A 14956-nucleotide genomic window follows, 5' to 3' on the forward strand; every position below is an offset into this window, starting at 1 on the left:
AAGTGGGTGTTTCACGTGGAAAACTTTCAAGGCGTCTATGTATCGTTTGGTTTTTTGGCAGAATTGGTCTAAAACAGAAAAAATAATATGCTTGTGTATGCTTGCTGTTCTTGTACTAGCATTAGCCCTGTTAGGGCTCTATTGGTACCGTGGTCTTGAGAATGTATTGCATTGGGATGTGCTCAGTGAACTAGATGAAATCCCGACAATTGCCGATAGTGTGTCTGACGGACAATTGAAATATACCATCAACGGAAATGCCTATCTGGTAAAAGAGCGTTTTCTGGCTTCTACAATGCAAACCAATATCGTGCCAACGTATGTTTTTCTGGGTTTGTTTATTATTGGTCTTAACCTGGTATTGGCCGCATTTTCAAACTTGCCTCGTTACTGGTTTCTGGGGGGTATGGTAGGGTTGGCAGCGGTACTGGTTACATTTCGTTTAGAAAATGTATTTAATCTTACCAACCAAGCAGGTTTTCTGGGAGCTTTTGCAGCTTTTGCCGGACTGGCTTTTTACTTCAATAACTTTGCAGTTAAGGCAAGCTTTATTAAAAGGTTTTCGTGCTTCGTGCTATTAAGTATTGTTACCGGGGTTGTAATTCAATATTTATCAAAAATAAGTCATCCATTTTTGGCCATAGCTTCTTATGGCTTGCTATCGGCTATTGTTTTTACAGTATTGTTTGTGCTCTTAATCTCGCACGAAATTGTGGCTTCATTGGTTTGGGTTGTGTCAAATTCGGGTATCAGAGGCAAAAACTCATTAAACCAACTGCTTATAGTTTCAAGTATTTATCTACTCAATATCCTGCTTATATTTCTGGAAAGATACAAATATATAGATTGGAATATTCTTGCCATCAGTCCCATTGTTCTGTATGTAATTTCTACCATCTTGGGTATCTGGGGCTTTAGAAATGCTGCCGATGAGACAAATAACTTTAATTTCAGAACTGTAGGCGTATGGCTTTATATGGGCTTGGCTATTATTGCAACAGCTACCATTGGCCTTGCATTTGCCACAGGTAACGACCCTCTGATTGATGCCTTGCAAAGTTTTATTATAGTAGCGCATGTGGCTATGGGTTTTGCCTTTTTTCTATATGTAATACTTAATTATATACAAGCATTGCAAAAAGGCTTGCCTATACACCGTATCTTATACCGACCGCAATTCTTAGAACTTTCCTTGTTTCGTTTGGGTGCATTGGTTGGTATTATTACTTTATTGTCATTAAAAAGCTTTTATGCTTACTACGAAGCAAGTGCAGGGTATTATAATACCATTGCCGATTTCTATAAAGCAAGTAACGATTTACCTTATGCCGAAGCTTTTTATAAAGAAGCTACTCATAACGATGTAAGAAACCATAAATCGAACTATGCTTTGGCTACTTTGGCTATGGAAATGAACGATAAAGATAACACAGGCGCATTTCTGAAAAATTCGTTAGAGAAAAACCCAAGCCCCTTTGCCTATGCAGGGCTAAGCAAAGTACTACAAGAGAAAGATATGTTTTTTGATGCCCTGTTTACGATGCAAGAGGGTGTAAAGAAGTTTCCTGAAAGCCAACAACTATTAACAAACTTGGCTTGGTTGTACGAAAAAACCAAAGTAACTGATTCAACATTACATTACCTGAATCTGGCTAAACAAAACTGCACCGATTGCAATTTGGCCGATGCTAATTTATTGGCATATAATCTTAAATATGCAAAGACCGATAGCATATCTAAAGAACTATTGGTACCATCTAAAAACTCAGTTAGCCTTTCGGCTAACCAGTCGGCTTTAGCTAGTAAGAGAAATGACATTAATACTGAAGCTTTAAAGCTAAGTGCCGATTCAGCCTTGAATGTAAGCCAGTTTGCATTAATCTATAACCTCACAACGGTAGCAAATGCAAAAGCACCGTTTTTGAGCAAAGATTTACAAAAAATACAATTAAAAGCAGCGAATCAGGGCTTTTTTGAAGATTTAGAATTTGCCATTGCCTCGCAGAATTATTACAGAGAAAACAAACTAGAAGGCTTAAAGCAATTAACTATTCTGGCTAATGATTCAACTAAGAAAAAATACCTTTATAATCAGGTAGTGGGCATGTGGTATTTGCAGCAGGGCGTATTCGATAAAGCTGTAACACATCTCACAAAAGCCGGAGACAGGGCCTCGGCCGAAGTGCTACAAAAGCAGGACTATCAGGCAGTCATTGCCGAATACCAGCAAACACAGGCCGAAGAGCTGCTAAAAAACGCAAAAACCAAAAATGATTTTGATAAAGCATTAGCGTTTGCACCCTTAAACCAGATTGTGTTAAGCAAAACTATTGACTTATATAATGTAAAACTAAATAAGCCTAACGATGCGTACACGCTTATTTTCAATGCCTTGCAAGTCAACGACAATAGTGTTGAACTATGGAAGCTCTATGTATTGCAATCATTAAAAATAGGGGTAGATAATTATGCTGATGAAGGGCTGGAAAAACTTCGTGTATTAACTACCGCTACCGATTATCAAGCATTTCTTTCCACCTATCAAGCCCAAAAAGCATTGATGGAAAAAAGCAAGGTTGGTTTTGAATGATGAAATATATTTGAACTTGAAATAGTGAGGCAATACGTATGTTGCCTCACATCCTCATGCACTCACTCATTCATAATGTATAATGAAAATAATTGAGACTACCAATATTTCTAAACGCTACATCATGGGTAGCGAGATAATTGATGCCTTAAAATCAGTTACAATTTCGGTAAACAAAGGAGAATATGTAGCCTTTATGGGACCTTCGGGTTCGGGTAAATCTACGCTGATGAATATCATCGGCTGTCTTGATTCGCCGACCGGGGGGCGTTATATTTTGAATAACCAAGATGTGAGCCGCATGAGTGAAAACGAGCTAGCCGAAGTAAGAAATAAGGAAATTGGTTTCGTGTTTCAGACATTCAACCTTTTGCCTCGTCAATCTGCTTTGGATAATGTAGCCCTACCATTGATTTACGCAGGCTATACAAAGTCGCAGCGCACCGAAAAGGCCATGAGCATACTTAAAAGTGTAGGGCTTGAAACCCGTGCGCACCATAAACCAAACGAGCTATCGGGTGGGCAGCGCCAGCGTGTAGCTATTGCAAGAGCTCTGGTGAACGACCCAAGTATACTGCTGGCCGATGAGCCTACAGGTAATCTTGATACCAAAACCTCTTATGAAATCATGGAGTTGTTTGACCAACTATATTCTAAAGGTAATACAATTGTAATGGTAACACACGAAGAAGATATTGCGAAGTATTCGCACCGGATTGTGCGTTTGAGAGATGGTTTGGTTGAGTCAGACAAGGTAAATAATACGCCGACCAACCCTAGAGAAATGGCGAAGTTATTTGCCGAAAAAACTAAAGAATAAAATTTAAATAGGTGCTCAAACTAAACACAATGTTTTTTCGTTAATACCCATATACCATTAACTAATTTAATTTACTATGAAAAAAACAGTATTACTCCTTACATTTTTATTTTCAATTACTTCATTGGTTTTTGCTCAGAAAGCAAGCCCGCACGTAACTGCTGAAAGCAAAAACGTGAAAGTAACTTATGGACAACCGTCTAAAAAAGGACGTGTAATTTTTGGTGGCTTAGAGAAATTCGGAACAGTGTGGAGAACAGGGGCGGACGAAGCAACAGAGATTACGTTTCATAAAGATGTTAAATTTGGTGGTAAATCAGTAAAAGCAGGAACATATACACTCTTCTCTAAATTAGGAGAAAAAGAGTGGACAATCATATTGAATAGTGAGTTGAAACAATGGGGTGCTTATAACTACGATAAAATCAAAGATAAAAACGTAGCAGAGGTAACAGTACCAGTAAAAACATTGTCGCAACCACTTGAAAAGCTAACAATCACTACTGATGATAAGGTTTTAACCATCGCCTGGGATACCACAAGCGTGAGTGTTCCCATGGAGTTTTAGGGTTTAGGTAAGTGTAGTGATAAAAAGCAGAGGCGTGTGCTTCTGCTTTTTTTGTGTTTATAGTGCCTTAAATAATATATTTATTGAAAAACTGACCCTATAGTTAATCTGGTTTTACAACTCTTTGCTATGTTATGAAGTCATGCACTAAACAGACATTAACAATGAAAATTTTTTACATAGTTTCGCTAACTCTTTTTTATACTATATCGTTTGCACAGTGGCCTAATACACTTGATAAAAGACTAGCAATTGAGCAATCGACTGAATATAATCAAATAGATGGCACACAATACGATGAACAAGGGAATACCTATGTAGCAATAAAGTCAGGTAAGTTTTACTCAAGGTCAACACCATACACAAATAATTATTTACCTATTCGTTTTCAGAAATTAGATAAAAAAGGTATTGAACTCTGGAATTTAGATTCTGCTGTAGTTATTTGTGATACCTATATAAGCGTTCCAGAGCAGAAGGGTGGCCTATATATTTTTTATACCAAACTTCATAATAAGACAAGTAATGGGCCAGTAAATAACAATATGCTTGCCTGTACTTATATTGATAATAAGGGTATGAAAAAATGGACTACTGAATTAGAGAACTTTGATGCAGTTGGTAGCGCAATTTCTGCGACTTCAATAAAAGTAAATGCTATGGGCGAAGTAGAATTATATTTTGTAGCAAAAGAAGTTGTTTGTTTTCAGAAACTAGATAAAGATGGAAACAAACTGTTGACTGAGAATAAAAAACTGAGTGATAATATAATCGGATTTGGAGATGAAATAGCTGCAGTTAAGAATGGATTTGTATATACCAAAAGGAAAGCAACTACTATTTTTGAAACTCCGGTGAAGTTTTTATATAAGCGTGACAAAGATTGGAATGATGTCTGGAAAAAAGAAGTAGCAATAGAGATTGGTAGTATTAACAGTATCTTTTTCGATAATGATGACAATGCATTTGTTTTAAGAGATATTTATGGAACAACATTAAAAGTATCAAAAATCACCACAGATGGAGATATAATAACAACTACAAGACCTCTAAATACTACCACCTATGTAGTGAACCATTATTATTCTTTTGATGCCGAAAAAAACTTACACCTTTATTTACTTTTAAACGATATTCCTACACCTAAAATAATTTATATTAAGATAAATACGCAAGGCGACATACTTATTGACAGAGAATTAGAAAATATAAATAGTAGAATTATAGAATCAAATAACACTGTTCCTGCTAATCTTTACAAGGAAAAACTTTACGATTTTTCGTTGAATAATAGAGGTGATATTCTTTTAAGCTGGATGAAGAAAACAAATAATCTGACAGAGTTATACCTTTCAAGGTTTGATTCAGAAGGTAACTTGCTATGGGATAAAGATAAGCTGATAGATATAGATTCAACAATCATCTCAACTACTAATGTTCCTCCCACAGATTCGACTTATTCTGTTTTATATCTAACAGGAAAGTTTCAGTATCCTAACCGTTATCCACCGATGCATTCAAGCAATTTTTATCTTAAAAAACTGAGCAAAAACGGAAACTACAACGAGCTGAATGCCAAAATAGCTGATAAAGCCTGTGAAAACGGTAAACTGGAATTAAACCTTGAGACAGAAGGCACCTACGAAAACAACAATCAATTTAGGGTTCTGTTATCTGATGCAAACGGGAGTTTTGCAAACGCTAAAGAAATAGGAACGAGCAGCCAAACTGAGTTTTCGATTGATAACCTGAAAGAGAAAGAAGGCGATTATCAGGTAAAAGTCGTTTCTACCAATCCGGCTGTTGAAATAGCAAAGCCTATGGCACTTAAAATACAGAAAGCACCATCGTTTACTTTGCAATACAACGAGACCGTAAGAAAGTTTGATAGTACAGCTATCAGGTTCTATATAACAGGTACACCACCTTATACCATGAAACTATGGGACGATACAGAGGCGCATATTTCTACTAATTTCTTTGAGAAGTACATAAAGCCAACTACCACAAGCGAGTACACAATTAAATCTTTTTCTGATGCTAATTGTGCGGCTATGCCTGTAAGTTTTAAGATTACAGTTTTAGAACCACTTTCAACTGAATGGCAAGTCCGAGACAATGTGAGGGTTTATCCGATGCCAGCATCAACAAAACTTACGGTAGAAATAAACAATACGACTGCCGAAAATATCCCTCTATCTCTTTATACTGTTGGTGGAGAGTTGATTTATGAGCAACAAACTATCAAAGGCACAATAGATTTAAGAGACATTAGTCAAGGTGTTTACTTATTAAAAGGGAGTATCAACGGAAAGGGTTTTACGAAAAAGATTTTAATAGAGAAATAGCAATAGCTGGTAAGTTTAGAGAGGCAGAAGACTATTCTTCTGCTTTTTTTGTTCTTTTATGTAAGATTATGGCATGAAACGTGTTATTTTTACATAAAATACTGATTGTCAGAAAAAGAGTAAAATTTTTTTCAGCTATTATCGTTTTTATAAAGAAGTAAATGGCGTTTATAAAAGATGAGATTTCTACCCATAATTATATGTGCTGGCCTTTTAACAGGCATTGATGCTGTGGCACAAACTCCAAGTTCGGTTCCGAGTTCAGTACCTACTGCAAAGAAAAGAAAGGCAAAAGATATATTAAAAGATGCTATACAAAACGGTCCTGTTCAGGTAAGTGGTGGCCCTAAGTTATCGGCGGGTGCTTCTGCATCCGGCGGTGTATCATCGGCGGCGCTTGGTTCTCAGAACACCTCATTGGCATCACCTAATCTTAGTATTTCGAACCCTGAAGATGCGAAGAAATTTGCCACCGAAACCTTACCAGATTTGGGCCTGAAAATTTCGAAAAACTTTAAAAAGGTAAAGAAAGAACTTAAGAGCTTAAAGAAAGAGTTTAATGGCCGTGATTACGAGGGGCTGAAAGTTGAAAAACAGACGCTTCGTCAAGGTAGTGGAAGCAGGCTGACTTACAGTGAGTTTTATACACTGCGTGAATACAAACAACCTGATAATTATAGCCGCCGCCTATACTGGTTCGACCATAAAGCTAATCGTATTGTTGAAGGTGTTGGAAGAGATAAGTCACGAAACGATTTGATGCATGGGCCTTATAAAAAATATCTGGGCGATTTACTGGTAGAAGAAGGTTGGTATTATATGGGCACTAAGCATGGCCGTTGGGAATTATATGACAAAAACTATAACCTGCTTAATAAAGAATACTACGAGAAGGGCTTTGCACGTGATGCAGAAATTAGTTACTACGACGAATCGCAGCGTAAAATTAAAGAAGTATTACCACGAAATTTTGATAAAGTAACGGGCGAATATTTCTTCTTCAATGAAAGTGGCACTTTGGCTGAGCAAGGAATGATGGACGATAGCGTGAGAGTAGGCCAGTGGATTGAGTATTATCCTACCGGAAACAGACGTAAAAAAGAAATTCAGTACGGAAAAGATTGCTTTGATACCTCTTTTGAATCGTATGTGATTCGAGAATATGATGAGCGAGGAAAAATGATTTTTGAGTCGCCAAAGGTGAAGAAAAACTAATTACCAAGTGATAAGAAAAACCAGGTTTTTGTTGTTTCTCTCAATTTTTTTCTTATCTTTGTTAGGTCTCTTCATTACAAATAAATGACTACATTATCCGCTGACGACCTAATATATGGATACATAAATGGAATTTTCCCGATGGCCGATTCTGATGGTACTCTTTATTGGTATTCGCCAGACCCCCGTGCTATTATTCCTATTGACACCTACAAAACCCCTAAGTCGCTCCGGCCTGTAATTAATAAAAAACTTTTTGAAATACGCCTGAATCATAATTTTCGTGCAGTAATGGAGGCGTGTTCTAAACCACGCAGAGACTCAGAAGATACATGGATTTCGGAAGAAATAATAGATGCCTATACAAACCTGCACCAAGCAGGCTTTGCACATAGTGTAGAGGCATATCTTGATAATCAATTGGTAGGCGGGCTATACGGCGTTTCTATTGGTTCAGCTTTTTTTGGCGAATCGATGTTTTACACAGAGCCTAACGCTTCGAAAGTAGCGTTTGATTACCTGATGCAATTGCTCAGAAAGCAAAAATTCATGCTCTTAGATACCCAGTTTATTAATGATAACGTGCGTCGCTTTGGTGCTATCGAAATCAGTAAAGGCGAATATATACGAATGCTAAAAAAAGCAATAAGCCATAAAGCCCGCTTTACAGAATTAGAAGTTGAACATTTGTTTATGGGCCAAGCCTAAGCAATTTACTTCTTAAAATTATTAATTCCTTCGTCTAAAAACTTAATAAAGTTGGCAGTTGAAGTATAGCCAATAGGTTGTTTTACAATCATTTTACCATTTGTATCTTCAATTACATAATAAGGCTGAGCATTATTATTGTACTTCACAATCTCAAGATCCATGTTTTTGTCGCCAATGGTTTCTTTCAATTCGTCATCATATTTAGATACATACTGTTTATCTTTATCTAGCGCCTTTTTATCATCAACATATAGCGAGGCAATCACAAACTCATTTTTAAGTCTTTCAAGTACCTCTGGTTTTGGCCATACATTCTCTTCCATCTTGCGGCAATTGGCACAGGCATAACCCGTAAAATCAATAAACAAAGGTTTGTTTACTTCTTTGGCATAAGCAAGGGCATCGTCGTAGTCATAAAAACCCTGTAAATCGTGTGGAAGGGCACGTAGCTTAGTGCCGTCTACTGCGGCAGTATTAAGGGCTTTAGGAGGTAATAAGCCTGATAATAGGCTTAGCTCACGGCCTTTAATAAATCCGGAAGCCATATAGGCTGTAAAACCGAAAAATATAAGCGCAAACACAACTCTTTGAACACTGAATTTGGTAACCTTATTATCTTTTGGCAAGCGGATAAGCCCTAAAATATACAAACCAATGGCTGCAAAAATAACAATCCAGATACCTAAGAAAAGATTACGTGAGATAAGATTGAAGTGATACGTTAAATCTATATTGCTCAAAAACTTCAAAGCAAGAGCAAATTCCAAAATACCGAAAACGGCTTTCATTTCGTTCATCCAACCACCAGATTTCGGAAGGCTTTTTAACCATTGCGGAAACAAAGCCAATGAGGTAAACACAACGGCAAAAGGCAAGCCAAAGGCTAACATACCCCATAGTGGTCTCCACACCTCACCTTTAGCCGCTAAAATCAATAACGAACCTACAAAAGGTGCTGTACATGAAAACGACACAACTACCAGTGTAAGGGCCATGAAAAATATACCTAAAAAACCTCCTTTTTCAGACATTCTATCGATATTATTTACCATATTATGCGGTAGCACAATTTCGAAAGCACCTAATAGCGATATACCAAAAATGATAAAAATAACAAAGAATATAAGATTAGGAACCCAGTGTGTGCTGATGAAATTAAGGAATGGAGCCCCAAAAAGCGTAGCAACCAAGCCTATAATAGCAAAAACAAACATAATTGATAAACCATAAAATGTTGCCTTGCTGGTACCTTGCGACTGCTTCGTGAAAAAACTAACCGTCATAGGCATTATCGGGTAAATACAAGGCATAAAAATAGAAGCGAAGCCTGCCAGAAAGGCCGTCAGTAAGAATCCGATAAGTGTATTACTTTCTTGCATAGAGTAGTTTGTTGTTGGCAATGATGAGCCCGTTGTTTTAATTAAACAAAAAACTGCTTGAAAAATTTCATTTCAAGCAGTTTTTAACAAAACTTTTACAAAATTACGCTTCTGTTTCAGTAATGTTTATTTTCTGAATTTTATCTCCCTGACGGATAGCATCAATCACTTCAAGGCCTGAAACCACTTTTCCGAAACAAGTGTGGTTGCGGTCAAGATGAGCCGTATTAGAGCGATTATGGCAGATAAAGAATTGAGAACCACCTGTATTACGACCTCTGTGTGCCATTGAAAGCACACCTTTATCATGGTATTGATTATTGCCTGTTAACTCGCAAGGAATAGTGTATCCCGGGCCACCCGCACCTGTTCCGGTTGGGTCTCCACCCTGAATCATAAAATCAGGAATAACACGGTGGAATTTCAAACCATCGTAAAATCCTTTTTTTGCTAGTGTTACAAAATTATTAACTGCAATAGGAGCATCGTTTTCATAAAATTCGATAAGCATTGTTCCCTTATCGGTAATCATCTCTGCTTTTAACATGTGTTTTGTTTCGTTACGGCGACCCGTTTGAAAATTTAAGAATTATATAGAATAAACTTTTTCATCCTCCAATGGTAGTCATAGACTCCGAAACCAGATTTTTTCGGTTTCGTTCGGCCTCAAAGCCATCTAAAGCACGGTTCTGAAGCGCCTGGCTAATCAATAACTTAATTTGTTCGTCAGAAAGTTTCTGACGCATCATATCGCGTACATTAAAAACGCCGTCGTCGTACAAACAGGTTTTAAAACCGCCTGTTGGTGTTACTCTTATGCGGTTACAGGTTCCGCAAAAAGTACGGCTGAAAGCAGCAATAACGCCAATTGTACCTTTAAAGTTCGGAATCTGATAATTATAAGAAGTAGAATTGGGTTCGTCTTGCAGGCGGTATATTTCAGGGTAAACCGAGCGGATTAAATCCATAATACGCCCATAACTCCAGAAATCCTGAATCTGCTCAGGGCGAAGCCCTGCGCCATTAAACGGCATTTCTTCAATAAACCTTACTGATACATTCTGCTCTCTTGCCAACTCAACCATCGACAGAATATCTTCATCGTTTTTGCCTGACATCACCACTGTGTTTATTTTCACAGGAATGTCGTGCGCCTGCAAAGCTTCAAGCGTTTGCCATACCTTATGAAACTCATCACGCCGTGTTATTTCAAAAAAACGTTGGCGGTCTAGTGAGTCAAGACTAAGATTAACCGAGCTTACACCCAATTTTTTGAGCTCGGGTACGAGCGGAGCCGTAAGCACACCATTTGTAGTAACATTGATTTTATTGATGCCCTCAATCTCTGACAATTTCCAGAGAAATGGCATAATGTCTCGTCTAAGAAATGGCTCACCTCCGGTAATACGAACTTTGTTAACACCCATTTCAGACAATATAGTTACCAACCGAATCATTTCTTCATAGCTCAATAAATGAGGTTTAGGCAAATACTGAATGCCTTCTTCGGGCATACAATAAAAGCAGCGCAGATTACAGCGGTCTGTAACTGCCAACCTCAGGTAATTGATTGGTCTGCCATGATTATCGATAAGCATATAGAGAGAATAAAAGAAGTCTGTAACTTCACCGAATGAATTCGGTGGCTAAAGTAACAAAGGAATTTTTGCCTACATTGCCGGACTTAAGTCCGGCTTACATAAATAAATTATTCCTTTGTTATATTAGACGGCGAATTTATTCGCTGACACTAATATATATAACCATATTAAACGGCTAATCATTCAGTAAAAGTACTCACATTCGTATAAAAAACAAAAGAGGCATGGTAAGCCATGCCTCTTTCTAAGATATATAAAAAATTATGCTACTGCCTCAGCAAGTACCAGAATCTTATTTTTTACTACCTCTACCACGCCACCATCTACTACAAATGTTTGTTTTTTGCCATTTGCTTCGATTACCAAATCACCTTTGGCAAGTGTACTGACAATAGGAGCATGGTCTTTCAAAACCTGAAAACGACCTTCGCTACCAGGGAAAGAAACAGCGTTTACTTCGCCAGTATATACTTTTTTATCGGGGGTAATTATTTCTAACGTCATTTTATTGTTTGTTCGCTTCTGCAATCAATTTTTCACCTTTCACAACGGCATCTTCAATAGTTCCAACTAAGTTGAAAGCTGATTCAGGAAGATTATCGTGGTGTCCGTCCATGATTTCGTTGAAGCCTTTGATTGTATCGTTAATATCAACTAGTACTCCTTTCAAACCTGTGAACTGCTCTGCTACGAAGAATGGTTGAGATAAGAAACGTTGTACACGACGTGCACGTGCTACTACCAATTTATCTTCTTCTGAAAGTTCTTCAAGACCAAGGATAGCGATGATATCTTGTAATTCTTTGTAACGTTGTAAAATGTTTTTCACACGTTGAGCTGTGTTGTAGTGAGCATCACCCAATACAGCAGCAGAAAGAATACGTGATGAAGAATCAAGAGGATCCACCGCAGGATAGATACCAAGCTCAGAGATTTTACGGCTCAATACCGTAGTAGCATCTAAGTGGGTAAATGTTGTTGCAGGGGCAGGGTCAGTCAAGTCATCGGCAGGTACATATACCGCTTGTACTGATGTAATTGAACCACGTTTTGTAGATGCGATACGCTCTTGCATGTTACCCATTTCGGTTGCCAATGTTGGTTGGTAACCTACCGCAGATGGCATACGACCTAAAAGGGCTGATACCTCAGAACCTGCTTGTGTAAAACGGAAGATATTATCGATAAAGAAAAGGATATCACGACCTTTACCTTCGCCGTCACCATCACGGAAGTGTTCAGCAACTGTAAGACCAGATAAAGCTACACGAGCACGTGCTCCCGGAGGCTCATTCATCTGACCGAAGATAAACGTTGCTTGTGAATCTTTCAAAGCTTCTTTATCTACTACGCTTAGGTCCCAACCGCCTTCTTCCATTGAGTGTTTGAATTTGTCACCGTATTTTACGATACCAGATTCAATCATCTCACGAAGTAGGTCATTACCTTCACGCGTACGCTCACCTACACCAGCAAATACAGAAAGACCTGCATAAGCTTTTGCAATATTATTAATCAACTCTTGAATCAATACGGTTTTACCTACACCCGCACCACCAAACAAACCGATTTTACCACCTTTTACGTAAGGGGCCAACAAGTCAATTACTTTAATACCAGTAAAAAGAACTTCTGTTGAAGTTGCTAATTCTTCAAATTTCGGAGCCGCACGGTGGATTGACATACCCGGAGTAGTAACTTGCTCCAAGCCATCAATTGCTTCACCAACTACGTTGAACAAACGACCTTTGATGGCATCGCCTGTTGGCATAGTGATCGGAGTACCCAAGTGCGTAACAGCCATACCACGTTGTAAACCTTCTGTTCCGTCCATCGCAATGGTACGTACACGGTCTTCGCCAAGGTGTTGTTGTACTTCTAGGATAACTTTTTGACCATTTGCCTTTTCTACTGACAACGCATCAAGAATAGGGGGGATAAACGAACCTTGTCCCTCAAAACTCACGTCAACCACGGGTCCGATAATCTGTGAGATTTTACCAATATTAGCCATTTATGGAGTATTTTAAAATTTAGATAGATTGAAAACGAGATTAGTAGCAAAAAAGCTACACCTCATTTCGGGACGCAAAATTAATACTTCTACTTTGCAAAAGCAAAATCTTAAGCAAGGTTTTTGTATTTTTTTTAGATAGTACCCTTCGTTTGCTACAATATTATTAATAAAAGCAAAATATGATTTTGGTAAAAAATTGAGAAATTATCCTGTAAACAGTCGATGAATACTATATAAACGTCTTTTGATCCGCTCAATAAAAAAGAATTAAAGCCAAATTAAAATATGACGTAAAAAAGTTAAGCCTGTTTCTTTTTGCTTATTTCCATTTTTCTTCAATGTCTTCAAGGCTCATTCCTTTGGTTTCAAAAACAACAAAGCGGGCAAAAAGCAAACCTAATACTACCACCACGGCATAAATGCCAAATATACCACCGTTGGTTCCAAGAGAGGTTGCAGCCATAATAGGGAAGGTATAAGCCACACAAAAATCGAAAACCCAGTGGTTAAAACTACCCATACTCGAGGCAAAACCTCTGATTTTAAGCGGATAAATTTCTGAAATCAGTAACCAACCTAATGGCCCTAGGCTGATAGCAAAGAAAATAATATAGGTATATACACCACCAACCAACATAAATTGTTGTAAGCCTGTATTGAGCGAATCTTTCAAGAAAAATGCCAATCCTACGGTAGATAAACAGATGGCGGTTCCTATAAGCCCAGTATAAAGCAATGGTTTGCGCCCCCATTTATCTAAAAACATAATGGCAAAAACAGTAGCAATTGAATTGGTTACCCCAACCCCAACAGTAGCCAAAGCAGCGGTGTTTCCTTCTGGGAATACATTCTTAAAAATGTCAGTCGAAAAATAGATAATGGCGTTGATACCCGAAAACTGCTGAATGAAGAAAATACCCACAGCAATAAATAAAGGAATTCGAAGGCGTTTGCTAAATAGCATTTTCCAACTTGCCTTGTTATGTTTTTCGCTTTCTATAATTCTTTTGGTATGCGATAGTTCTTGTTGGGCTTGTTCCGGTTCACGTAGGCGATTCAGTACCTCTAAGGCTTCTGCGTCTCTGCCTTTGCTTATTAACCATCTCGGGCTCTCTGGTACAAACAACATACCCAAGAACAGAATTGCCGCCGGAACGAATCCTGCCCAGAACATACTTCGCCAGCCATCTTCATGCTCGGCAAAGAAATAGCCTACTACATAAGATAATAAGATGCCTAAGGTTATAGCCAACTGAAAAAAGGTTACCAATTGCCCACGCATATTGGTAGGAGCGATTTCGGCCAGATACAAGGGTACAGTAGAAGCCACAATACCAATCGCCAAGCCTAAAAATAAACGTCCGATAATAAGAAAAGTAATACTTGGGGCAATGGCGGTAATAATTGAGCCAAGCACAAAAACCAATGAGGCTACAATGTTTATTTTTTTACGACCCAGTACGTCGGTCAACGGGCCGCTGATAAATGGCCCAAGCATACCACCTGCCAATACGGCGCCTACAATCCAGCCTTCTGTTTCGGGGCTTGGGTTAAAACGTTCTCGTAAAGAAGGAAGCGCCACATTAATAACACCTGTATCAAAACCAAACAGAAGCCCGCCAGTAGCGGCTACGGCAGCAATAAAATAGAGTAGAGTGTTTTTGTTCATAAATGCATAGGTTAAATGTAATGTTCGATTACAAATAA

At 38.1% G+C, this 14956-nt stretch carries 12 protein-coding genes; 6 read left to right on the top strand and 6 right to left on the bottom strand.

The annotated features are described in order from the left end of the window. Positions 1 to 97 precede the first annotated feature (97 nt). From WAE64_RS02380 to aat, 6 genes are all read left to right on the top strand, one after another. On the top strand, positions 98 to 2590 hold the full coding sequence (locus WAE64_RS02380) for a tetratricopeptide repeat protein (RefSeq protein ID WP_340234107.1): 2493 nt from the start codon (positions 98 to 100) through the stop codon (positions 2588 to 2590). A gap of 82 nt (positions 2591 to 2672) precedes the next feature. Continuing rightward, positions 2673 to 3410, top strand: a complete 738-nt coding sequence (locus WAE64_RS02385; RefSeq protein ID WP_340234109.1) for an ABC transporter ATP-binding protein — start codon at positions 2673 to 2675, stop codon at positions 3408 to 3410. 76 nt (positions 3411 to 3486) lie between these two features. After that, a complete protein-coding gene (locus tag WAE64_RS02390) occupies positions 3487 to 3978 on the top strand; it encodes a DUF2911 domain-containing protein (RefSeq protein WP_340234111.1) in 492 nt (163 codons plus the stop codon). Positions 3979 to 4142: 164 nt separating this feature from the next. Continuing rightward, positions 4143 to 6326: a T9SS type A sorting domain-containing protein gene (locus WAE64_RS02395; protein ID WP_340234113.1), complete on the top strand. Its 2184-nt coding sequence runs from the start codon at positions 4143 to 4145 to the stop codon at positions 6324 to 6326. A gap of 177 nt (positions 6327 to 6503) precedes the next feature. Next, complete coding sequence (locus WAE64_RS02400) at positions 6504 to 7541, top strand: toxin-antitoxin system YwqK family antitoxin (RefSeq protein ID WP_340234115.1); 1038 nt, start codon at positions 6504 to 6506, stop codon at positions 7539 to 7541. Between the two features lie 84 nt (positions 7542 to 7625). Next, on the top strand, positions 7626 to 8249 hold the full coding sequence (gene aat, locus WAE64_RS02405; protein WP_340234120.1) for a leucyl/phenylalanyl-tRNA--protein transferase: 624 nt from the start codon (positions 7626 to 7628) through the stop codon (positions 8247 to 8249). Between the two features lie 5 nt (positions 8250 to 8254). Here aat and WAE64_RS02410 read toward each other — a convergent pair whose 3' ends face one another. From WAE64_RS02410 to WAE64_RS02435, 6 genes are all read right to left on the bottom strand, one after another. Then, positions 8255 to 9631: a protein-disulfide reductase DsbD family protein gene (locus tag WAE64_RS02410; RefSeq protein ID WP_340234122.1), complete on the bottom strand. Its 1377-nt coding sequence runs from the start codon at positions 9629 to 9631 to the stop codon at positions 8255 to 8257. 103 nt (positions 9632 to 9734) lie between these two features. After that, the gene (locus WAE64_RS02415; RefSeq protein ID WP_340234124.1) at positions 9735 to 10178 is read right to left on the bottom strand and encodes a peptidylprolyl isomerase; all 444 of its coding nucleotides are present in this window, start codon (positions 10176 to 10178) and stop codon (positions 9735 to 9737) included. A 61-nt stretch (positions 10179 to 10239) separates the two neighbouring features. Next, positions 10240 to 11229 carry a GTP 3',8-cyclase MoaA gene (gene moaA / locus WAE64_RS02420; RefSeq protein ID WP_340234126.1) on the bottom strand — a complete coding sequence of 330 codons (990 nt, stop codon included), beginning with the start codon at positions 11227 to 11229 and terminating at the stop codon, positions 10240 to 10242. A gap of 264 nt (positions 11230 to 11493) precedes the next feature. Further along, positions 11494 to 11736 (bottom strand): ATP synthase F1 subunit epsilon, encoded by a 243-nt coding sequence (atpC, locus tag WAE64_RS02425; RefSeq protein WP_340234128.1) that lies wholly within the window; start codon positions 11734 to 11736, stop codon positions 11494 to 11496. 1 nt (position 11737) lies between these two features. Beyond that, a complete protein-coding gene (atpD, locus tag WAE64_RS02430) occupies positions 11738 to 13246 on the bottom strand; it encodes a F0F1 ATP synthase subunit beta (RefSeq protein WP_340234130.1) in 1509 nt (502 codons plus the stop codon). Positions 13247 to 13568: 322 nt separating this feature from the next. Next, positions 13569 to 14918 (bottom strand): sugar porter family MFS transporter, encoded by a 1350-nt coding sequence (locus WAE64_RS02435; RefSeq protein ID WP_340234132.1) that lies wholly within the window; start codon positions 14916 to 14918, stop codon positions 13569 to 13571. Positions 14919 to 14956: the final 38 nt, after the last annotated feature.

The organism is Emticicia soli (assembly GCF_037860775.1).
Classification (GTDB): Bacteria; Bacteroidota; Bacteroidia; order Cytophagales; family Spirosomataceae; genus Emticicia; species Emticicia soli.

What these genes read in the sequence shown, in the direction of transcription:
- WAE64_RS02380 (WP_340234107.1), top strand. Translation starts at nt 98, where the DNA reads ATGCTTGCTGTTCTTGTACTAGCATTAGCCCTGTTAGGGCTCTATTGG.
- WAE64_RS02385 (WP_340234109.1), top strand. Translation starts at nt 2,673, where the DNA reads ATGAAAATAATTGAGACTACCAATATTTCTAAACGCTACATCATGGGT.
- WAE64_RS02390 (WP_340234111.1), top strand. Translation starts at nt 3,487, where the DNA reads ATGAAAAAAACAGTATTACTCCTTACATTTTTATTTTCAATTACTTCA.
- WAE64_RS02395 (WP_340234113.1), top strand. Translation starts at nt 4,143, where the DNA reads ATGAAAATTTTTTACATAGTTTCGCTAACTCTTTTTTATACTATATCG.
- WAE64_RS02400 (WP_340234115.1), top strand. Translation starts at nt 6,504, where the DNA reads ATGAGATTTCTACCCATAATTATATGTGCTGGCCTTTTAACAGGCATT.
- aat (WP_340234120.1), top strand. Translation starts at nt 7,626, where the DNA reads ATGACTACATTATCCGCTGACGACCTAATATATGGATACATAAATGGA.
- WAE64_RS02410 (WP_340234122.1), bottom strand. Translation starts at nt 9,631, where the DNA reads ATGCAAGAAAGTAATACACTTATCGGATTCTTACTGACGGCCTTTCTG.
- WAE64_RS02415 (WP_340234124.1), bottom strand. Translation starts at nt 10,178, where the DNA reads ATGTTAAAAGCAGAGATGATTACCGATAAGGGAACAATGCTTATCGAA.
- moaA (WP_340234126.1), bottom strand. Translation starts at nt 11,229, where the DNA reads ATGCTTATCGATAATCATGGCAGACCAATCAATTACCTGAGGTTGGCA.
- atpC (WP_340234128.1), bottom strand. Translation starts at nt 11,736, where the DNA reads ATGACGTTAGAAATAATTACCCCCGATAAAAAAGTATATACTGGCGAA.
- atpD (WP_340234130.1), bottom strand. Translation starts at nt 13,246, where the DNA reads ATGGCTAATATTGGTAAAATCTCACAGATTATCGGACCCGTGGTTGAC.
- WAE64_RS02435 (WP_340234132.1), bottom strand. Translation starts at nt 14,918, where the DNA reads ATGAACAAAAACACTCTACTCTATTTTATTGCTGCCGTAGCCGCTACT.